The organism is Nitrospinota bacterium (assembly GCA_027619975.1).
Classification (GTDB): Bacteria; Nitrospinota; Nitrospinia; order Nitrospinales; family VA-1; genus JADFGI01.
Genome location: JAQCGX010000027.1, coordinates 1 through 21,248, shown reverse-complemented (window position 1 = coordinate 21,248; position 21,248 = coordinate 1). Strand labels below are relative to the sequence as shown.

Here is a 21,248-nt window from a genome sequence, read left to right as displayed (position 1 = left end):
AAATAAAAATTTTTCGGGGGACGGAATTGAGGAAAGGTCTACGATTGAAATCTGCGGTTGGGGTGTTTTTGGCTGTTCTTGGTTGGGTCACCCTAAGCTATGCAGCGCCCCTGAACCCACAAGAAACCTCAAACTATTTTAGTTCCGACCTTTTTACATCGAAATCATTTTCCAGCGAACAAGTGGCTTCATGTGAAGGGCGATGCCTTCAAGGAAAAACCTTGTTGGCGAAAAGGACAAGAAAGAGGGCATCGGTCCAAAAAGTTTCCACCTCCCCCAACGAACAATACAGCCCGAAGTTAAACACGGATTACTTTCTAGGCATCCTTTCCGACACGAAATATATTTTGCTTTCCCCCCTGCAGTGGAATACCTCCGACTGGCTCAAAGCCTCTCTGGTTCTGGGGGTCACGGGGGCTTTCTTTGCGCTTGATGACGAGATTCGGGATTTTGCCCAGGATAAACGCAGTGCGACTACCGATGATGTTGCGGCAGTGCTTGAACCTTTTGGCAACGGGGGGTATACCTTTCCCGGTTTGGTGGCCTTTTATGTGTATGGTCATTTTGCGAAAAATGATAAAGCCAAACGGGTTGCCCTGTTGAGTGTGGAAAGTTTCGCGGTGACCGGAATATTCACTTTTGCACTGAAATTTTCCTCAGGCAGAACCCGTCCCGGTTCAGCCGAGAACTCGCGTGAATGGAGCGGGTTTGATTTCGACAACGTTTCGTTTCCTTCCGGGCACACATCCTCTGCATTTTCCATCGCCACCGTCATCGCTTCCGAATACGATGACAAGCCGCTGGTTGCCCCAATCGCATACAGCGTGGCCGCTTTAACAGGGTTGTCGAGAATCAACGACAACAAGCACTGGGCTTCCGATATATTTTTAGGTGGTGCCCTGGGTTATTTTGTCTCGAAGACCATTCTGAAACTGCACAGCGACAAAAAAGGCAGGCATTATACCATTTATCCCAGAGTTTCGAAGAAGGAAGTCGGCCTGGATTTTGCGATGCGGTTTTAGGGGGACTGATAAGAAGAAGTCGGGCGGTTTAGCTTGAACAGAGTGAGTTGTGAGTCTCTGGTGACTAACTGGTGGGCGGTTGACAGGTAATCGAACAATTCCTTGTTCACAGTTTCCAAATCAATTTTTGCCATGGCGTAATAAGCCGCGCCGTTAGCTATGTATTGATCGATATCCTTTGGGCTTAAATTTTGACGATAGCCCAGGGTCCAGCCTTTTCGGTCGCTGTAATAAAACGTTTGCGGTCTGTTAGCGCCCACATCCTGAAGCAGGATGCGGTCATTTTCTCCGCTGTTTTCTTTTATTACTTCCCCGATGGTCATGTAGTCCCGATTAAAATTCAAGCGTTTATTTAATTTATAAATGGAATGAATGGGAATAAAGACGATCATCAGCAAAACCAGTCCCACCTTGATGTCCCGTTTCCAGGCTCCTGGATTCGGATGGGCCTTGAAAAACTTTGCAAGAAAAATTCCGACAAAAACCGAGCCAACAGGAATGATGGGAAGTTGATAGTATTCATGCACCTGGTTGCCCACAGCCACTATTAAAAAATAAGCGCAGACCGAGAAAAACCAGACATGAAACAGGTATTGTTCCTTGCGCTCTGTTTTGGATAGCATCCCGAGGACCAAAAACGGGAACGCCGTGAAGGCAAACATCTTTTCCACCAGCCGGGTCCAGAAAATCAGCTTATAAAATTTATAGTCAAAAAGAATTCCCTGATTTGCCAATTTGTCGTTGCCCAGCCAGATGCTCTCGCCCTGATGTGCCTGGGCGTGTAAATCCGCCATGTGGCTATACCACAACAAGGGCGGTGCGAGGATGAGCAGGACGAACAGATATAGTTTGTATTGAGCGAAAATGGTTTTTCCAAATTTCAACCAGGCCAGAAACAGCAGCGGGCCGCCCATGTATAGGGTGGGGAGTTTGATCAGAAAAGTGAGCGTTGTGAACAGAGACGCCAGGAAAAAGTCTCTCCATGTGCCGGTATCCAGCCATCGGGTAAAGGAATAAAGCATGGCGACGGAAAAAAACAGCATCGCCGATTCCGGCATGAAGGCGCGTGTGTAAAAAACCGACATGGGTAAAATTGAGAATATAGCCGCCGCTACCAGCCCCGTGGCCGGGTCGTAATACCTTTTTCCCAATAGATACAGCATGCCCACGGTTCCCAGAGAAAAAGCGATGGAAACCACGCGGCCCAGGATGTCGTGAAAACCAAATATTTTGTACAGCAAGGCCACGAGGTAGGGGTAAACTTGAAATTCAAATTCGTAGTATTCGTGGACCCAATTGGTTGCGGGTTGGAGGAGATTCATCTCCTCTAAATAAAAGTTCTGGGCGATGGTGGCTGTCAGCGTTTGGCGCCAGCTGTGAAAATCGAGCAGAGGATTGGTCACGCCCCAAAGCCTGAAGGCCAGCGCGACCAGGAAAATGTATAGCAGAACTTTTGCGTGTGAATCGGGTTTTAAAACATTGAAAATGGTTTTTTCTTTCATTCGGTTATTTTTTCCTCGGCCCAGGTTGCCAGTTGCTCACGGAAGATTTTCGCGTTGTGGCGGATATCCACGGGAAAATTGGGATGAATAAGGAAGAACTTAATTTCCTCCGTGTGCGGGTACTGTTTTCCCCGTTCGAGAAGTTCTTGCATGAGAGCTTTCGTCTCTTTGGAATCCGGGGTGAGCTTGGTGTCCTCAGGTTCTATCACCATGACAGGTTCTTGCAGGCCCTGTTCTCCCACCCCGACAAGGGCCGAACGCCTGACCCTGGGGTGCTGATTGAAAATGGCTTCGCAGGGGATGGTGTAAAGAGTTTTGCTCTTGGTTATCACGCGTTGGCTTTTCCTGCCGCAGAACCACACACGGCCTTGTTCGTCCAGCCAACCCAAGTCTCCCATTCTATGCCAGAAGTTGTCCCCATCGGCAATTTTTGCGAGTTCATTGGCGGGACTCAGGGGATTAAAATATTTCCGGGTGACCCAGGGGCTCTGAACTGCAACTTCACCCACTTCATAGGCAGGTTGTTCTAGATCAGGACTCCAAAACGGGATGGAATCATCGGTGATTTTTATAATTTTAAGTTGCATGCAAGGAACCGGATGCCCAACGCAAAGGCCCAGGCCCTGTTGGGTTTTCCCCCAGGTTTCGCCGAGAATGGTTTTTCTTTCTATTGAGGTGACCGGCAGGGCTTCCGTTGCTCCATAAGGGGTATGGATTTCCGCGCTGTCCTCTAGAATTTGATCAAACCGTTGGATCAAGGTTCCGGGTACGGGAGCCCCGGCCATCAAAATTCGTTTGATAGAAGGCAGAGTGATTTTCTGGTCGATGCAGTGCCGACTCACTGTGTCCCACAGTGCGGGAGAACCGAAACTATTGGTGATGGCGAATTTCTTTATGAGTTTTATCAATTTTTCCGGGTTCACGCTGGCGGGTTGGGTGAAGTCCATTTCTGGCAGCACACAGATCATCCCCAGTAAGGGGTCGAACAGACCGAAGAGCGGGAACGTCGGTAAATCGATTTCCCCCGGTTGAATCCCAAAGGATGATCGTAAAACCTCGACCTGATGAAGAAACATGCTGTGGGTGTACAAAACGCCTTTAGACGGCCCGGTGCTGCCGCTGGTAAAAAGTATGGCGGCGGGATCATTTTCGTTGATTTCCGCAGGCGGGATATCTTCTGCGCCCAGCTTTCTTATCTGGTCCAATGTGTTTCCGCCCCAAAACCAGCGGCGGCCCACGGTGACGGATATTTCGATGTCCTGAAACGGCTTGGGAAATAATTTTCTTGCGGCAAAGGCTTTCGGGATGGCGATCATTCCCTTGGCCTGAGCTTGCTTGATGCATTGCAGCATGTTTTTCCGTCCCAGACCGGGGTCGATCAATACGGCAACCGCTCCGGCTTTAAGCAGGGCGAATGTCAGGGTGATGAATTCGATACTGAAGGGAACGAGCAAAAGCACCCGGTCGCCTTTGGCAATTCCTATGCGGATCAGTCCCGAGGCCAGACGATTACTGTCCTCGTGAAGTTCCTGGAAACTGATTTTGCGTTTTTGCCAGGGAACGATGACTGCTGGCGTTTTCGGGTTTTCCCGAGCGACCTGATCCAACAGAGTGGCGATATTCAACTGCGAAGCCTTCATTTTCTTAGGGACGGTTTAGAGCCTCTTTGGCTAGAGGAATGGAAACTTTCCTTTTACGCAGGAAAGATTCCTGATTTATTTTTTCCACGGAGTTTTTGATGGACAAAAAATCTCTGGGGATGTGAGTCAGCAGGTAGTTTATGGTTTTTTCTGGAATGTTCAGTCCGATATCATTGCCAAGCTTGGTGAGTATTTTCGCCGTCGTCGTGTCGTCTATCGGTTTGATTTCCGCCGTCATGCCCCACAGAAATCTGGATTTCAGGTAGGGTTCGGTGGCGGCGAGCTTTTCCGGACTGTGCAGTCCGGCGAAAACTGCTTTTTTATTATTTTCCTGCAAGGTGTTGTAAATATGGTAAAGCTTTTCCTGGGCTATGGGTTGTTTTGCCAGGAAATCGGCATCGTCCAGCAGAAAATAGTCCGCTTCCAGTAATAGGCGGAGCGTTTGCGTGACTTCCTCGGAGTTTTTCTCTCCAATTTTGCGCACGAATTCCTGCCCATTAAGAAAAATCACTTTTTTGTCGGGCTGAGTTTCCGAAATATGATTGCCGATGGCCATCAGCAGATGCGTCTTTCCCAGGTTGCGGTCTCCGTACAGGTAAAGCGTGCTGTAGGAGAGCGGGGCGTCCGATGTGATTTGCCGGGCCACTTCGTAGGCGAACCGGGATCCTTCCGATATCACAAAGTTGGAAAACTTGAATTCAGGACGCGAAGGGAAATCCAGAATGAGTTGCCTTGAGAAAGGACTCGTTTCAGACATTTTTATAATTAAAGCGAAGAAGGAAAAATTTTTATCAGAACCGCTTTGATCCCCGGAAGATTTCAGGGATCAAGGACAGAAGGATTGTACCACTACCTGATGAATTATTTGGGATTAATTTGTATTTCCAGGTGTGTTTTGAGCATGGCTTCCGTGACGATCAGGGTGCACACCCAGCCTTTTTTCTCGTAATTCAAGATCATCCCGCCATGTTGCATTGCGTTGATCATCTTCCATCCTTTGTTGATCATGGCATTTTGGTAATAATTCACCACTTCCTGAGCGCCGTTCCAACCTGAATAATACAACCGCCCCACCTTGATCGATCCACTGCCGGATTCATAAATAAAGGATTTATCCCGGTCGGACTTGAATCCGGCAGGGATGGGCACATCGGTGAACGGGTAGGCAACATCTGAAAACCCCGCTGATGCATCCTCGGAATTTATAGTCTTCTTTTTCCCGGCGCACCCGCCTAAAGAAAAAAGCAGTAATGATGCCATCAAAATGAAAGTCAGAATAGTGATTCGTTTATGCATTATCAGTAATGAACCTCCCAAAATAAGCGACTGCTAATCCTAGCAGCATGAGAAATAAGCCCACGATCCGTAAGGTGGTATCGGGAATCTCCGGGATTTTGCGCGCGAAGGCCTTTACCTGAGCTGGAAAACAGAAATAAGGAATGCCTTCAAACACCATCATCAATCCCAGGGCAGCTAAGAAAATACTCATCGGTTGAACAGGGAGAAACCCTGGGTAAATGAATAAAAGCAAGGTGGAGTGCCTCCAAAAGATCTTTGCCAGGATATTTTAGGCGGACGAAGAAAATTTTTAAGGGAACCAGCCATTTTGGGTAGAAAAAGTCAGTTTGGGCAATTTGCGCAACTCGTTGGAGAAAATTCCCGGATTCTCTCGCCCGGTTCCCTTAACGGGACTCGAACTGTTTGAATAATTATCTGTTATATAAAACTATGAGTCAATAAGTAATTCTGGAAGGGTCGAAGCATCTTAGGAAATGGAGGTTGTAAAAAGAACTCTGGCTAATTATAATAAGTACACTGAAAAGTTATTATTTTTTAAAAGGTTGGCTGGAGCCAAACAGTTTTAGAGGGAATCTCTGAAAAGTTGGGTCTTGTCAGGTTTTGCTTCACAAAAAGGATTTATTCTTTATTACTATTTGGAATAAGCTCGTTTCATTTACTTTTCATTTACTTTTCATTTGCAGACTCTGAAAAGCCGCGCATGATTTTTCTTCTTATTTCGACCATTGGCGGTCATGCTCCCGGGCGTAGAGGTTAAGAAAAATTAATCCTGCTTTAATATTTGATTAATATCAGATTTAGTAGCCTGAAAAGAATTGCACTGGAACAGCGTGCTTCTTTAAAGCAGTAATTCATTTCGGCAGAAGATCCCGTATGGGGATTGAACACTTTCATTAATTTGGATCGTATAGCGAGGTCACACATGAATTTAAAGATTGTTAAACTCCCCTTTGTTTTGATGCTTGCGGGCGCATTGCTCTTGCCGGTTTCGTTTGGGAGCAATGGTAAAGGGTATTTAGAGCAGGCGTTTGCATTGAGTAGCGATACGGTCCCCCTGGCAAGTAACATATTTGTTGATATCGCCAAAAAGCAGAACCCGGCGGTGGTCAACGTGAGCGTCAAAGCCAAAAGACAAGCCCAACCGAGTGCCAGGCAATTTCAGGCTCCCCCTCCACCTTCTTCTCCTCCGGGAGGCGGTCCTGATCCTTTCAAGGATTTTTATGATCGTTTTTTCGGACAACAACGTCCGGAGCAACGGCCTAAAGGGGGTATGGGTTCCGGGTTCATCATTGATCCCGAGGGTTTTGTCCTCACCAATTTCCATGTGGTTGACGGAGCGGATGAAATCACCGTTACTCTGGATGATGATAAGGAGCACACCGCGACGTTGATTGGAGCCGATTCCAAAACCGATATTGCGTTGATCAAGATTGTAAGAAAAGAAGGCAACACCAAACCTTTCCCCCATTTGAATCTTGGAGATTCAGAGAACCTGGAAGTCGGGGAATGGGTCATGGCGATAGGCAATCCATTTGGCTTGAGCCATACGGTCACGGTAGGCGTGGTCAGCGCTCTCAGCCGGAACATCGGGGCCGGGCCTTATGACGAATTTATCCAGACCGATGCATCGATCAATCCTGGCAACAGCGGTGGGCCTTTGATCAATATCAAAGGCGATGTCATTGGCATCAATACCGCGATTATATCTGGCAATTCCGGCGGCAATGTCGGCATCGGTTTCGCCATTCCCATTAATATTGCCAAGACCATTCTCAAGGATCTGAAGGAAAAGGGCAGTGTGACGCGCGGGTGGCTGGGAGTCATGATCCAGAAAATCACTCCCGAATTGGCCAAGTCCTTTGGTCTGAAGGTTGCCAAAGGAGCTCTGGTGGGTGATGTGATTCCCGAGGGTCCTGCAGATAAAGCTGGAATCAAAAGAGGGGACGTCATCGTTAAATTCAATAAGGAAGATATCGATGAAATAGAAACCTTGCCAAAAATTGTGGCCAGGACCTCCCCCGACTCGCAGGTTCCCGTGGAAGTGATCCGCGATGGCAAAAGAAAAGTTTTCAATATCACCATCGAGGTTCTGAAAGAAGGAGAAACACAGGTCGCCGCCAAGGAAGATCCTGTGGGTCTGCAAGTTCAGGACATCACTCCAGAACTCATGGCGAGCCTTCAGTTGGATTCTCCAGATGGGGTTCTTGTTTCCGATGTAGCGGCTGATGGTGCTGCAGGAGAAGCGGGAATCCGTAGAGGCGATGTGATAACAGAAATCAACCGAACTCCTGTTAATTCTGTTCAGGATTACGATAACGTCACTTCTGCGGTAAAAAAAGAAAGCACGGTGTTGTTTCTTGTCCGCAGAGGAGGAACCACGATCTATGTGGCTGTTAAAATGAACTAGGGGTTTAGGGTTAAACTCTAACAGGTTGCTGAAAAAGAGAAAAATCCGTCAGCGAGTTAAGTTTTACAGGTTTTTGCTTTTAAGTGGCACAGCCTTTCCAGGCTGTGCGCACAGGCTAGAAAGCCTGTGCTACTGGTTTTCTTAAATTAACAGTAAACTTGAAATTAACATTTTAAGGTCCCAAAAATAGTTTTTCAGCAACCTGCTAATCATTCAACCTTCCATTTTGTATTGACTTGATGAAGATGGTGGGCCAATTCCGGTCCACCATCTCAATCCTTACCCCACTTAAATTTCTTATTATGCTATTTCCCCGGATAGTAAGACCCGCTATTCTCTCTGCCCTCCTGTTTTGGTTCCTTTTACTAAACTCTTTCCCTGGTTTTTCTCATTCAGAATCCAGCCGAAGAACCCCTTTGGTCTTAGCGGTTGAAAAAGTCGGCCCGATGGTGGTCAATATCTATACCGAGGAGGCGCCTCCTCAGCGCGGGAATCCATTTCGGAGTTTTGGTGGAGGTAATTTTGGAGGTGATGTCTTCGATCGGTTTTTAAAGGATTTTATTCCTAATTTCGATCAACAACGACGGAGCCTTGGTTCGGGAGTCCTCATCAATCCCGAGGGATACATCCTGACCAATGAACATGTGATCGGCAAGGCGGTTAGAATCAAGGTGACTCTGATTGACAAGCGCGAATTCGACGCCCGTTTGATCGGAGCGGATCGGAAATCGGACCTGGCCGTGATTAAGATCGATTCCGACCAGCCGCTGCCTTTTGTCGAAATGGGACGTTCGGACGATTTGATGATTGGCGAGACGGTGCTCGCCATAGGCAATCCTTTTGGTCTTCAGCACACAGTGACCACTGGAATCATCAGCGCTCTCAACCGTTCCATCAAATCGGGAGAAGATATGGTTTACCACGACTTTATCCAGGTCGATGCCTCCATCAATCCGGGGAATAGTGGTGGACCGTTGCTGAATATCAATGGATCTTTAATCGGTATCAACACGGCGATTTATCAGAAGGCTGAGGGTATCGGGTTTGCCATTCCCATAGAAAATGCAAAACGCATCATCAACGATCTGATCAGTTACGGTAAAGTTCGTCGCGGATGGCTTGGGGTTTTGGTTCAGGATATGACCCCGGAGTTGCTCCGCTATTTCAAATTGGACCGGGCGCAGGGGGTGTTGGTGACTCAGGTGTTTCCTGAAAGTCCTGCCCGCAAGGCGGGAATAAAACAGGGTGATGTGATCCTCAAATTGAACAACCATGAAATCAGCAGAAAACTGGAGTACCAGCAGAGGGTCGGGTCTTATTCGGTGGGAAATACCATTACGTTTTCCGTTCTCCGCGAGGGCCGGCAACAGGACATCCGGCTCAAAGTAAAAGCCATCCCCAGTGATAAGGTTGTAGATTTCACCCTGAACTGGCTGGGACTGGGTGTTCAGAATATTGATGACGTGGCGGTAAGAAAATACCAGTTATCGACTCGCAAAGGAGTCATGGTCAATAAAGTGACTCCCAATAGCGCCGGAGGACGAATCGGTCTCAGCCCTGGGGATATTATCCGGCAAGTCAATCAGAGCCAGATTGACAACGAGCAGGACTTCAATAAAGCCATTCTGGAAGCCGGTGGCCGGGACAGCGCCCTCCTTTTGGTTCAGCGGGGCAGGTATGGCTATTACGTGACTTTGGAACCCTAGCAGGTTACTTCGATATTCCCCACAGTATAAAAATTCCTCAAAATTTCCCTAATTTCATTCACTGTCTAATATAATCGCTCCTGGGTTTTTGCCGTTTGCGAAACCTTTCATCCCTTTGTGATTTTTGGAGCCGATTTTCAAGATGCCACAATCCGATAAAGAAGAAATCGAAACACTCCGGCGTGAAATCAGGCGGCATGACATTCGTTATTATGTCGATGACCAGCCCGAGATCACCGATCGCGAGTACGACCGTCTGATGCAGAGGTTGATAGACCTGGAAAAAAAGCATCCCGATTGGGTCACTTCCGACTCCCCGACGCAACGAGTGGGCGGTAAGGTATCGGACCGTTTCGAGAGCGTGGTGCATAAAATGCCGATGCTCAGCCTGGATAATACTTACAACCTGGACGAATTCCGCGATTTTCATAGTCGTGTGGTCAAAGGGCTTAAAAACGAAATTGCCGAAGATGCCATTGAATATGTAGTGGAGTTGAAGATTGATGGGCTCGGCGTCACGCTTTCCTATGAAAACGGATTGTTTGTCCAGGGAGCCACACGCGGAGATGGCAGAGCAGGGGAAGACATCACCGCCAATTTGCGCACCATTCGTTCCGTTCCCCTTCAAATCCCTGTAGAGAAAGAAGCGTTTAAATTTCTCGAAGTGCGGGGCGAGGTTTACCTCGACCGCAAAGCATTTTCCAGGATCAATGAAGAACGCAAAGCGAATGAACAGGCGGAATTTGTCAATCCCAGAAACGCGGCGGCAGGCTCCCTTCGTCTGCTCGATCCGACGATCACCGCCCGTCGGCCTCTGGATATTTTTATTTACAGTGTTGGCTACATGGACCCCATGCCGTTTAAAACGCATTACGAAGCCATGCAGAAACTCAAAGCGCTGGGGTTTCGCATCAACCCGGCTACGGTTTTGTGCAAGAATTTTCAAGAAACCTTTGCTTTGATCGATCGTTGGCGCGAGAAAAAAGATAACCTCGATTACGAAGTAGATGGGCTGGTGGTCAAAGTGAACGGACTGTCCTATCAGGAGAAACTCGGATGCACCGCCAAACATCCGCGCTGGGCGGTGGCGTATAAATATGAGGCCGAGCAGGTGACAACCGAAGTTGAGGATATCGTCTGTCAGGTGGGGCGGACCGGCTCCATCACGCCCGTCGCCGTGTTGCGTCCGGTATTCTTGTCGGGGTCCACCGTCAGCCGTGCGACGCTTCACAATGAAGACGTGATCAAAGACAAAGACGTGCGAGTGGGTGATACCGTGGTGATCGAGAAAGCTGGAGAGGTGATCCCCAAGGTGGTGCGGGTGGTGAGCGAACCGGGAAAATCCCGTGGCCAACCGTTTAAAATGCCTGCTGAATGTCCCGAATGTAAAACGGCGATTGTCCGCGAGAAGGAAGAAGCCGCCTGGCGGTGTGTCAATTCTGCCTGCCCGGCCCAGCTCAAGGAACGTTTGTTCCACTTTGCGTCGCGCAAGGCGATGGACATCGATCACCTGGGACCGGCTGTGATCGACCAATTGGTAGACAGTGGCCGGGTGCAGCATTTCTCGGACCTTTACGCGTTGACTCCAGAAGATCTGGTGCCGCTCGAGCGCTTGGCTGAAAAGTCGGCGCAGAATCTTTTAAATGCGATTCAAAAAAGCAAGACTGCGGGACTTTCCCGGTTGTTGCACGGTTTAGGAGTGCGTCATGTGGGGCAACGGGCGGCTGATGTTCTCGCGCAAACCTTTCATTCGATGGATGCATTACAAAACGCCTCCTTCGAAGATTTGGAATCCGTCATGGAGATGGGACCCATCATGGCCGCAAGCCTGCGAGTTTTTTTTGATCAGGAGGCTAATAAAGAAGAAATCCTCCGTCTTCAAAAACAGGGTGTGGTCATGGTTGAAGAAAGGCAGGAAACGGGGGACCGACTGCTTGGCAAACAGTTCGTGCTGACCGGCACGTTGCAGGACTATACCCGCGACCAGGCCAAGGAAAAAATTCTGGCTCAGGGTGGGAGGGTGACATCCAGCGTTTCCAAAAAGACTGATTATGTCGTTGCGGGGGATGACCCCGGATCAAAACGCGACAAAGCCGAAAAGTTGGGGGTGCAGATTTTAAGTGAAGATGATTTTAAAACTCTTTTAAGCGAATGAAAACTTTAAAACCGGTGGTGCAGGAAGAAAGAACGGGATGTGGAATCGCCTGTGTAACGATGCTTTCCAATCAATCCTACCAACACACGAGAAAGATTGCCAAACAACTGGGCATTTTCGCTGAGGACCCTGAATTGTGGTCTGAGACGGTGTATGTACGAAATCTGTTGGCGCATTTGAAGATTAAAATATCAGACAGGGAGAAGCCTTTTCAAGATTGGAATCGTCTTCCCGATCGCGCGCTTCTGGCTATCAAATGGCATGTGGAAAATGGAATCCCGTTTTGGCACTGGACGGTTTTTGTCCGCGAGGGACAGCAGGGTTACGTGCTCGATCCAAAGAAAGCTCTCAAAAATAACCTGAGGACAGATTTCGGACGCATGAAACCCAAATGGTTCATCGAGGTATTTTTGTAGGGAAAGCCTCTGCTCAAAGGCAGAGAACAGCTGACCTGCTTTTCCTCAAGGATTGGCCCGGTTGCCTCAGGGCCGTGCGCGAGACCTGCCTCGGGGCGGTTTGCCTCTGACCGGTCGACTGGTTGATGAAGACTTGCGTTCGGGAGGGCGTTTGGTTTTAGGACGCCGGGGCGGCATTCCTGGCTTACCTTTAAGAAATAATTCTTCTTCCGCCCAGACAACGGGAATTTTGGTTTTTAAATATTCTTCCACCCGTTCCAGGTGGGCCGCATAATTTTCGCAACACAGGGTGATAGCCGTGCCTTTCTTTCCGGCGCGGGCTGTCCTGCCGATGCGATGAACGTAATCCTCAGGGTCCTGTGGCAAGTCGAAATTGATCACGTGGGTGATGTCATCGACATGAATGCCGCGTGAGGCGACATCGGTGGCGATCAGTATATCCAGATCACCAGCGCTGAATTCTTCGAGAACGCGGATACGGGCTTTCTGATGCAGGTCGCCCGAGATCTGTCCGGCGTTGAAGCCATTATGTTTGAGTTTGGCTTCCAGCCTTTCATTCATGGCTTTGGTGTTGCAAAAAATCAACACTTTTTCTCCCTCTTCCTGTTTCAGCAGTCCCAACAAAAGATTGAATTTTTCGTGATGGCCGACATGATAAAGGGATTGGGCAATTTCATCGACCACGGCCTTTTCTGGTTCGATCGTCACTTTTTCCGGGTTGTTCATGTGTTCGTAGCACAGTTCCATCACCCTGAAGTTCAACGTTGCCGAAAACAGCATCGACAGGCGCTTGTTGTAGGGCGAGGTATTGCGGAGCAGGTAACGCAGGTCCTGAATGAAACCCATGTCAAACATGCGATCGGCTTCGTCGATGACCAGCGCTTCCACCAGCTTCAGGCTGAAGAATTTCTGTTTGTAATAATCAATCAGACGTCCAGGGGTGGCGATGAGAATGTCCACCCCGTCTTTAATCATGGTGCGTTGTTTGTCATAATCCACGCCGCCATATACGCAGACGATTTTGAAATTGCAATGTTTGCCTAAGAGCAGGGCATCTTTTTCTATTTGCCGGGCTAACTCGCGGGTTGGAGCGATGATGAGTGCACGTGGACCGGCTCTTTCCCCTTTCATTTCGGGTTTTGGGGTTGCGAGAAGTCGTGTGAAAATGGTGATCAAAAAGGCAGCGGTCTTGCCGGTTCCCGTTTGCGCCTGGCCGGCTACGTCCTTTCCTGCCAGGGCGATGGGCAATGCCGCAGCTTGAATGGGGGTACAGTACTTAAAATCCGCGTCCTGTATGCCTTTTAGTACGGTCTCAGGAAGGTGAAGAGACTCAAATGTAATTTGTTCCAAGGGGGGCTCCAACTGCGGGAAGGACTCAACTAAGTGTCGCCGCTTTAATAGGGTGGATGTTTGAGAATTGTTTGTTAATTTTGAAGTATTCAATAATACCTTAGGTTCATTATATTTCCTTCTCTCACTTTTTCAACAGCAAACTCATTTTTCTTGACAGAAAACGATGGGAATGGTTCAATACGCCCTTCAATTTTAGCCAGTTATCGGGTATCCGCAGGCTTCATCGGCTTTTTTCTTACGTTTGACAGACGCCTTGTTTTTTAGTCAAATGTTTCGCGGGTATGGACATGCTGGTTGAAGGGGTTCTAAAGGCGCCAGCCACTGCATTCTTTCTTGAGAATGTTTAATATCTCTTTTTTATCAAATGGTTAATAAGGATCTGTTGTGATTAAACATGATGTCGTCATCATAGGCGCGGGTTTGGCCGGCATGCGGGCCGCTCTGGAGGTCTCCAAGGAGCTGGATGTGGCCGTTCTAACGAAGGTATATCCTTCAAGGTCGCATTCCGGTGCGGCTCAGGGTGGAATCGCCGCGGCTCTCGGAAACTCCGAGCCAGACAGTTGGGAAGAGCATATGTACGATACGATCAAAGGGGGAGATTTTCTCAATGATCAGGATGCCGTGGAGGAATATGTTAAAGCCGCGCCGAGCATCATTTACGAATTGGAACACATGGGCTGTGTTTTCAGCCGGACACCGGATGGAAAAATAGCGCAACGGAGTTTTGGTGGTCATTCCAAGCCGCGCGCCTGTTTTTCTGCGGATCGTACGGGTCATGCCATTCTGCATGCTCTGCACGAGCAGTTGATGAAGAACAGCAAATCCGTAAAAATTTATAATGAATGGAATATGCATTCCCTCATTACCGAAGGCAACCGTTGCAACGGGGTCGTGGTCAGTAACGTTCAAACCGGGGCTGTTGAGGTCATTCAAGCCCGAGCTGTAATATTTTGTACCGGAGGCTACGGCCGGATATTTAAAATCACTACCAATGCTTTTGCCGGCACCGCAGATGGCGCTATGGTGGCTTTCAGAGCCGGGATTCCTATTGAAGATGCGGAATTTATTCAGTTTCATCCCTCGGGATTGTACAAACAGGGGATTCTTTTTTCAGAAGCGGCGCGAGGCGAGGGCGGTTACCTGCTCAATGGCAAGGGCGAGCGGTTCATGGAAAAATACGCCCCTTCGCGTATGGAGCTGGCTCCCAGAGACATTGTTTCGCGTGCGGAGCAAAGTGAAATTGACGCGGGTCGGGGTGTCGATGGGAAAGATTATATCTATCTCGACTTGCGGCATCTTGGCGAAGCCCGGATCATGGAGCGTCTACCGCAGATTCGTCAATTGGGGATAGACTTCACCTCCGTTGATTGCGTGACGGACCCCTTACCCATTCAGCCCACAGCTCATTATTCGATGGGCGGCATTCCCACCGACAAGTTCAGTCAGGTGATCATGGACGCTGAAGGAACGAAGATGGAAGGTTTTTTTGCGGCTGGCGAGTGCGCCTGCGTTTCTGTTCACGGCGGCAATCGTTTGGGAACGAATTCGCTATTGGAAGCTACGGTTTTTGGCAGACGTGCGGGCATGTCTGCTTTGGAGTATGCAAAAAATGTGGATTTCGCCAAAGTCAACGAGGGCCCTGAAAAAACTAAAGTTCTGAAAATGTTTGAAGATATATTTCAGAGGGACGGGACCGAGAGCTATAACGAAATCCGCGATGAAATGAAAGAAGTGATGATGGAAAAATGCGGGGTGTTCCGCGATGAAGAAAGGCTGAAAGCCTGCATCAAAACTATAAAAAGCCTCCAAGTCCGCTTTAAAAAGGGTAAAATAACGGATAAGGGTAAGCTGTTTAATACCGAATTATACGAGATTCTTGAGCTGGAAAATATGCTGGGTATGGCAGAAATTATTGCGACCTCGGCTTTGGCCAGACAGGAAAGCCGCGGCGGCCATTCCCGGACGGATTATAAAAAACGCGATGATGTAAATTTCCTAAAGCATACGATGGTTCATGGCTCATCGGGTGCGTTGGAAGTGAAATACAAGCCGGTGATCATCACAAAGCATCAACCTACTGAAAGAACCTATTGATGGCTACCTTCAGGATCAAACGATATAATCCGGAAAAAAAACCGGAACCTTATTACGAAGATTTTCAACTGGATATTCCCAAAGGGGCGACGCTTTTAGACTGCATCAACCAGATCAAATGGACTCAGGACGGTAGTTTGAGTTACCGGATGTCCTGTCGCAGTGCCATTTGCGGGTCCTGCGGCATGAAGGCCAATGGTCGCGCCCTACTGGCTTGCCAGAAGCAGGCGACCAGTCTGTTGGACAAAAATGACACGATAACGATTGAGCCTTTGGGGAATTTGAAGCCGATCAAGGATCTGGTGGTTGATTTTCAACCGTTCTGGGACAAGATCAACAAGGTCACCCCCTATTTGCAGACCAGCAAACAACCACCTGAAAAAGAGAGATTGCAGTCTCCCGAGCAATTCCGCCTGATCGACGATTCCAGCACCTGCATCATGTGCGGCAATTGTTATTCTGACTGCAATGTGCTGGAGGTGGACGATAATTTTCTGGGACCGGCGGCATTGGCCAAGGCCCAGCGTTTTGTGGGCGACTCGCGTGATGAAGCAACTCTGGAGCGAGTGACGGCATTGAGCGAGCCGGGTGGCATCTGGGACTGCACACACTGCGGGGAATGTGTGGAGCGTTGCCCCAAACCGGCACAACCTTTTTACCGCATCAAGGAAGTCATGGCGGTGGCGCTGGAGAAGGGCGTCCATAATAATAATGGTGCGCGTCATGCGCTGTCATTTGTAAAATCCGTCAAGAGCAGTGGTCGGCTCAACGAAAACATGATTCCAGTGGAATCTATGGGATATTTTAATTTCAAGGGATTGCTGGAGTTGGTTCCCATTGGAATACGAATGTTGCTGAAACGCAAGATTCCTCCAATCATCCATAAGTCAATTGAAGATGTTAAGGACGTGAAGCGTATTTTCAAGGAACTGGGTCAATGAAATTTGCTCTATTTACAGGTTGTGTTTCTCAAGGCGCCACGCGCGAATTGATGGTTTCCACCAAAAAAGCCGCAGAGGGACTGGGCATAGAATTTGTCGAAATGAAAAGTGCCGCTTGCTGTGGCGCGGGAGTGGTGGGCGAGAAAAGCCAGATGCTGGCCGATACACTCAATGCCCGCACCTTTGCCATTGCTGAAAAGCAGGGGCTGGATCTGGTCACCATCTGCTCGACCTGTCAGGGGGTCTTGAAAAAAACCGAATGCAATCTCAAGTCCGATCCGGAATATATGAAGAAGATCAACCATATCCTGAGCGAGGGCGGTCATCAGTACGATGGCGAAAAAAGCCGCATCAAGCATTTTGCCAATATTCTCGCCAGTGATGAGGGCATGAAACGGCTCAAGGAAAGGATCAAACGACCGCTGACCGGGTTGAAGGTGGCGGCGTTTTACGGTTGTTATGTTCTGCGCCCCTCAAAACTTTCCGATTTTGACAATCCGGACAACCCGACCGGAATGGAAGACATTTTCACGGCGCTTGGAGCCACTCCCGTCGATTACCCCAGCCGTACCAAGTGCTGTGGGTTTCCCATTGTCATGATGAACAAAAAAGCCTCTCTGGATATGGCGGGCAACGCTTTGATAGACGCCATCGAAAGCGGAGCCGATTGCGTGGTGACCGGGTGTCCCCTGTGTCACTTGAATCTGGATTCTTACCAGCCCGAAATTGATAAACTTCTAAAAAAGAAATATTCCATTCCCATTCTTCACCTTCCGCAACTCGTCGCTTTGGCCCTGGGGTACTCTCCCAAGGAGCTGGACATGGACAAGCACATCGTTTCGACCCTGACAGTCAAAAGAAAACTTCATCCGGTCAGCTAGCCCCGCAACGCGGGGAGGAAAAGTGAGGCTAACGTTTGTGATATCCTTTCCATTGCCTTCATGCCCCTGTGGTATCCTCTTCATTTACATCATGCCCCGAAGGAGTAGGAAGGGTGCTATTAGCTCACGAGCCTCTGAGAATCTAAAATCCATCGCATGTAAATATTGGGTCCAGCGTCACGCGGGCCGGATGCACAAACTCTTGAAGTCACGCCCCGGTTGGTGCATATTACCTTGAGCGCCCGCTACGCGGGAGGAAAAATTCCTCACGAATGAGGGCTAGGTCGGCCCAAAATCCATAGCGCGATAATATTTGCTCCAGCCCTCAGGCTGGCGCAAGAGGTGTTTCTTTGACGGACCCCAAATTCAAAAAACAGGTCGCCGTTCTCCTTGGCGGGCTGGTCGTTTCCCTGCTCATATTGTTGATGCCTCAGCCGGAAGGTATGACGGTTGCCGGTCAGCGCCTGTTGGCCGTGGTGGTGTTGATGGCCATCTGGTGGATGGGGGAGGGCACGTCGATTACAGTGACGGCTCTTCTGCCCCTGGTTTTGTTTCCCCTGCTTGGCATCCTGTCCAGCAAGGACGTTGCCCCAAATTATACCAACCATCTGGTTTTTCTTTTCCTCGGCGGGTTCATGATTGCACTCGCGATGGAAAAGTGGAATTTTCACAAACGCATCGCATTGGTCATCATTTCCCTGATCGGCACAGACCTGCAGCGGATTGTTTTAGGGTTCATGGTGGCGGCGGCGTTTCTTTCCATGTGGATCTCCAACACGGCGACCACCATGATGATGTTGCCGGTGGGCATGGCGGTGGTGCGGCAGATCGCGTCCGAAGCTTCTTTGAACGGAGTACGCAATGCCGAGAGCGAACAGGCGATCCAGCAAAGCCTGGGCCTGGTGCTGATGCTGGGGCTGGCGTATGCGGCCAGTATTGGCGGAGTGGGAACCTTGATCGGCACGCCGCCCAATATCGTGTTTGCCGGGTTCTATAAAAAACTGTATCCCGAATTGGTTGAGATCAGTTTTTTTCAATGGATGGTGCTGGCGGTACCTCTCGTCTGCGTTTTTCTTCCGATAGTGTGGGTCTACCTGTGCCGTTTCGTAGCGCCCATTCCTCTAAAGCAGATTGAGTTTGGCCAGAACGAACCGGAAATTATCAAGAATGAACTCAAAGCTTTGGGAAAAATGAACAGGGCGGAAAAAATCATCGCCGTGGTTTTTGTGTCCACGGCCCTCCTGTGGATATTCAGAAAATCCATCACCATTGGTTCGTTGGCGATACCGGGGTGGTCCGGTTTTTTTGCAAGGCCGGAACTTTTGCACGATGCCACGGTGGCGATGGCAATGGGACTATTATTACTGCTTCTGCCTCTGAACTTCGGCAAAGGCATGGAACTACAGGGAAAGCGGGAATACTTCGTGCTCGATTGGGACACCGTGCAGAAGAAAGTCCCGTGGGGAATTCTCCTGCTGTTTGGCGGCGGGTTCGCGTTGGCGGCGGGGTTTGGGAAAACCGGGCTGGATCAATGGATAGGCCAACAGCTGACCGGAGTGGCCGCGCTCCCGCTTGTCGGTGTCATACTCGTCGTTTGTCTGGCGATCACGTTTCTCACCGAACTGACCTCCAACACGGCGACCACGACGATGATACTGCCTATCATTGGGGCGACTGCGGTGGCGGCAAGTTATCACCCTCTCATGCTGATGATTCCCGCGACCCTCTCCGCATCGTTTGCCTTCATGCTGCCTGTCGCTACGCCTCCGAATGCGATCGTCTACAGCTCTGGCTGGGTGACGATTCCCAAGATGTCGCGTGCTGGAGTGGTGCTGAATTTTTTAGGCGCGATTCTGGTCACGACGATGGTCTTGCTGTTCGTGCAGAAAATTTTTCTTTAAGGCATCTCTAAAAATTAGTTTATTACAGGAAATCGAACATTGTACAAGGATTTCTTGTATCAGTGGCATGGGCTTTCTAGCCCGTGCGGACAGGCTGGAAAGGCGGAATTAAATTCCGCACTTCCGTATAACCTTTAAGGGCAGGTCGCCTGTCCCACTAAAACAAAGCCATCTCCTTAAATTGACGATTAGGAACATTTAGTCAATTTTTAGAGATACCCTTTAATAAAAATGAAAAACTTTAACTAAACCTAATCGACCTATGAAGCCAAAAATAGTTTTCAGCTTGCTCGTGACAGCGCTTTTTTTTCTAATGACCGAATGGGTGTCTGCGCATGGAATGTCCGAGGCTGACAAGCAGGCCATGCTTGGCGGTGGCTACCTGCAATACATGTGGCTCGGAGCCACTCACATGCTGACCGGCTACGACCACCTGCTGTTCGTATTTGGCATCGTGTTTTTCCTGACCACCTTCATGGATGTGGTGAAATACATCACGGCATTTACCGTGGGACACAGCATCACCCTGATCTCCGCCACTCTCATGGGAATCACCGCCAATTACTGGCTCGTCGATGCGGTGATCGCGCTCAGCGTCTGCTATATCGGTTACGAAAATCTAGGCGGGTTCAAGAAATTTTTCGAGAAAGCTCCCAACCTTCTGCTGATGATATTTTTACTGGGCTTCATTCACGGTTTCGGGCTGTCCACCCGGCTGCAACAGCTTCCTTTGGGGGACGACGGCATTGTCCTCAGGATTCTTTCGTTCAATCTGGGCATCGAACTGGGGCAGATAAGCGCTCTGTGCGTCATGGTGGCGTTGCTGTTTAAATGGCGGCGGACGAAATCCTTTTTGCAGATCAGCTCGGTGTCGAATAAGGGCCTGATCGTCGCGGGGAGCCTGTTATTCCTGATGCAGATGCACGGCTATTTGCACAGCGTCAACCCCGATGAATTTGGTTTCCCGGAAGACAATCATTCCCATGCCCATGAAGCGATGGATGCGCTAACCCCCGTTCCCGATAATGAGTTTGATATTTCACCTTTAGGGGGGGTGAGAAGGAACTCGCTTGAGTAGGGGAGAAGGTTCTTCTTTAATTTTCTCTCCTCTGAGAGGAGAGGATTAAGGTGAGGAGGGATAAAAGATTATTCTTCCTCCTCTAACGCTTTTAGTATCATTTCCAACACTGACTCTGTTTCCTTGAAAATCTGATCGTTCCAAAACCTAAGAACGCGATAACCCTGAATTTCCAAAAACTGAGTGCGCTCGTCATCCTCCTTTTTTCTTTCCAGGTGTTGCCCGCCGTCTACCTCAATGATTAATTGTTTTTCTATGCAGGCAAAATCTACGATGAAATTTTTAATGGGGTGTTGTCGTCGAAACTTATATCCCACCAGTTGACGGTTTCGGAGTAATGACCACATTTTTCTTTCCGCATCGGTGGAGTTTTTTCGAAGGTTTTTGGCGTTGGATTTTGGAGTGGTTTTCATTGTTCCCCTCACCCCAGCCCTCTCCCCAGAGGGGCGAGGGAGATAATTAAACTACCTTCATTAATTTCTTCCATTTTTTCTTTGCGTTCGCTACGACATCACCCTATGTGTGTTGCGGTGAAATCCCCCTCATCCTACCAACCTTCTCCCCAGAGGGGAGAAGGAACTAAAAAAATTCCCATGGAGAAGGGATGATTTTAAAAGATTCCTCTCCCCTGTGGGGGAGAGGATTAAGGTGAGGGGGTATTTTTACCCTCAATTTTTTCTTTGCGCCCTTTGCGTCTTTGCGGTGGAAATTCCTCAAGGGCACCTCTAAAAATTAGTTTTTAAAAGAGAATCGAACATTGTAAAGAGTTTCTTAAATCAGTGGCACGGGCTTTCCAGCCCGTGCGAACAGGCTGGAAAGCCTGTTCCACTATAACAAAGACACCTCTTTGAAT

17 protein-coding genes are annotated in these 21,248 nt (G+C 49.0%); 10 read left to right on the top strand and 7 right to left on the bottom strand.

Translation table 11 applies throughout. From position 1 onward, the window contains the following. Positions 1–224: 224 nt before the first annotated feature. The gene (locus O3C58_10165) at positions 225–1,022 is read left to right on the top strand and encodes a phosphatase PAP2 family protein (protein MDA0692223.1); all 798 of its coding nucleotides are present in this window, start codon (positions 225–227) and stop codon (positions 1,020–1,022) included. Here the strand turns inward: O3C58_10165 and O3C58_10160 are convergent. From O3C58_10160 to O3C58_10140, 5 genes are all read right to left on the bottom strand, one after another. Continuing rightward, positions 1,019–2,524: a glycosyltransferase family 39 protein gene (locus O3C58_10160; protein MDA0692222.1), complete on the bottom strand. Its 1,506-nt coding sequence runs from the start codon at positions 2,522–2,524 to the stop codon at positions 1,019–1,021. The two genes, O3C58_10165 and O3C58_10160, sit on opposite strands and share 4 nt — an antisense overlap. Beyond that, a complete protein-coding gene (locus tag O3C58_10155) occupies positions 2,521–4,164 on the bottom strand; it encodes a fatty acid CoA ligase family protein (protein MDA0692221.1) in 1,644 nt (547 codons plus the stop codon). Before O3C58_10155 ends, O3C58_10160 begins: the two co-directional genes overlap by 4 nt. A gap of 4 nt (positions 4,165–4,168) precedes the next feature. Then, positions 4,169–4,921 (bottom strand): DnaA/Hda family protein, encoded by a 753-nt coding sequence (locus O3C58_10150; protein ID MDA0692220.1) that lies wholly within the window; start codon positions 4,919–4,921, stop codon positions 4,169–4,171. A 104-nt stretch (positions 4,922–5,025) separates the two neighbouring features. Beyond that, on the bottom strand, positions 5,026–5,460 hold the full coding sequence (locus tag O3C58_10145; protein MDA0692219.1) for a hypothetical protein: 435 nt from the start codon (positions 5,458–5,460) through the stop codon (positions 5,026–5,028). Beyond that, positions 5,453–5,695, bottom strand: a complete 243-nt coding sequence (locus O3C58_10140) for a DUF2065 domain-containing protein (protein ID MDA0692218.1) — start codon at positions 5,693–5,695, stop codon at positions 5,453–5,455. The genes O3C58_10145 and O3C58_10140 overlap by 8 nt, the downstream gene beginning before the upstream one ends. Before the next feature lie 690 nt (positions 5,696–6,385). Between O3C58_10140 and O3C58_10135 the strand changes: the two genes are divergently transcribed. The 4 genes from O3C58_10135 to O3C58_10120 all read left to right on the top strand — a co-directional run bounded on the left by O3C58_10135 (position 6,386) and on the right by O3C58_10120 (position 12,147). Beyond that, complete coding sequence (locus O3C58_10135; protein MDA0692217.1) at positions 6,386–7,870, top strand: Do family serine endopeptidase; 1,485 nt, start codon at positions 6,386–6,388, stop codon at positions 7,868–7,870. Positions 7,871–8,286: 416 nt separating this feature from the next. Then, entirely contained in the window at positions 8,287–9,576 is a 1,290-nt protein-coding gene (locus O3C58_10130) for a Do family serine endopeptidase (protein ID MDA0692216.1), read from the top strand. 142 nt (positions 9,577–9,718) lie between these two features. Then, positions 9,719–11,731 (top strand): NAD-dependent DNA ligase LigA, encoded by a 2,013-nt coding sequence (gene ligA / locus O3C58_10125; GenBank protein ID MDA0692215.1) that lies wholly within the window; start codon positions 9,719–9,721, stop codon positions 11,729–11,731. After that, positions 11,728–12,147, top strand: a complete 420-nt coding sequence (locus O3C58_10120; GenBank protein ID MDA0692214.1) for a hypothetical protein — start codon at positions 11,728–11,730, stop codon at positions 12,145–12,147. Before ligA ends, O3C58_10120 begins: the two co-directional genes overlap by 4 nt. Positions 12,148–12,213: 66 nt before the next feature. Here O3C58_10120 and O3C58_10115 read toward each other — a convergent pair whose 3' ends face one another. Beyond that, complete coding sequence (locus tag O3C58_10115; protein MDA0692213.1) at positions 12,214–13,488, bottom strand: DEAD/DEAH box helicase; 1,275 nt, start codon at positions 13,486–13,488, stop codon at positions 12,214–12,216. A 396-nt stretch (positions 13,489–13,884) separates the two neighbouring features. Here O3C58_10115 and O3C58_10110 point away from each other — a divergent pair, with 396 nt between their 5' ends. From O3C58_10110 to O3C58_10090, 5 genes are all read left to right on the top strand, one after another. Continuing rightward, positions 13,885–15,594 (top strand): FAD-binding protein, encoded by a 1,710-nt coding sequence (locus O3C58_10110; protein MDA0692212.1) that lies wholly within the window; start codon positions 13,885–13,887, stop codon positions 15,592–15,594. Then, on the top strand, positions 15,594–16,535 hold the full coding sequence (gene sdhB / locus O3C58_10105; GenBank protein ID MDA0692211.1) for a succinate dehydrogenase iron-sulfur subunit: 942 nt from the start codon (positions 15,594–15,596) through the stop codon (positions 16,533–16,535). Before O3C58_10110 ends, sdhB begins: the two co-directional genes overlap by 1 nt. Continuing rightward, positions 16,532–17,416: a CoB--CoM heterodisulfide reductase iron-sulfur subunit B family protein gene (locus tag O3C58_10100; protein ID MDA0692210.1), complete on the top strand. Its 885-nt coding sequence runs from the start codon at positions 16,532–16,534 to the stop codon at positions 17,414–17,416. The genes sdhB and O3C58_10100 overlap by 4 nt, the downstream gene beginning before the upstream one ends. A 350-nt stretch (positions 17,417–17,766) precedes the next feature. After that, positions 17,767–19,317, top strand: a complete 1,551-nt coding sequence (locus O3C58_10095; protein MDA0692209.1) for an SLC13 family permease — start codon at positions 17,767–17,769, stop codon at positions 19,315–19,317. A 313-nt stretch (positions 19,318–19,630) separates the two neighbouring features. Next, positions 19,631–20,395 (top strand): HupE/UreJ family protein, encoded by a 765-nt coding sequence (locus O3C58_10090; GenBank protein ID MDA0692208.1) that lies wholly within the window; start codon positions 19,631–19,633, stop codon positions 20,393–20,395. A gap of 68 nt (positions 20,396–20,463) precedes the next feature. Here the strand turns inward: O3C58_10090 and O3C58_10085 are convergent, their stop codons facing one another. After that, positions 20,464–20,808: an endonuclease domain-containing protein gene (locus tag O3C58_10085; GenBank protein ID MDA0692207.1), complete on the bottom strand. Its 345-nt coding sequence runs from the start codon at positions 20,806–20,808 to the stop codon at positions 20,464–20,466. Positions 20,809–21,248 lie beyond the last annotated feature (440 nt).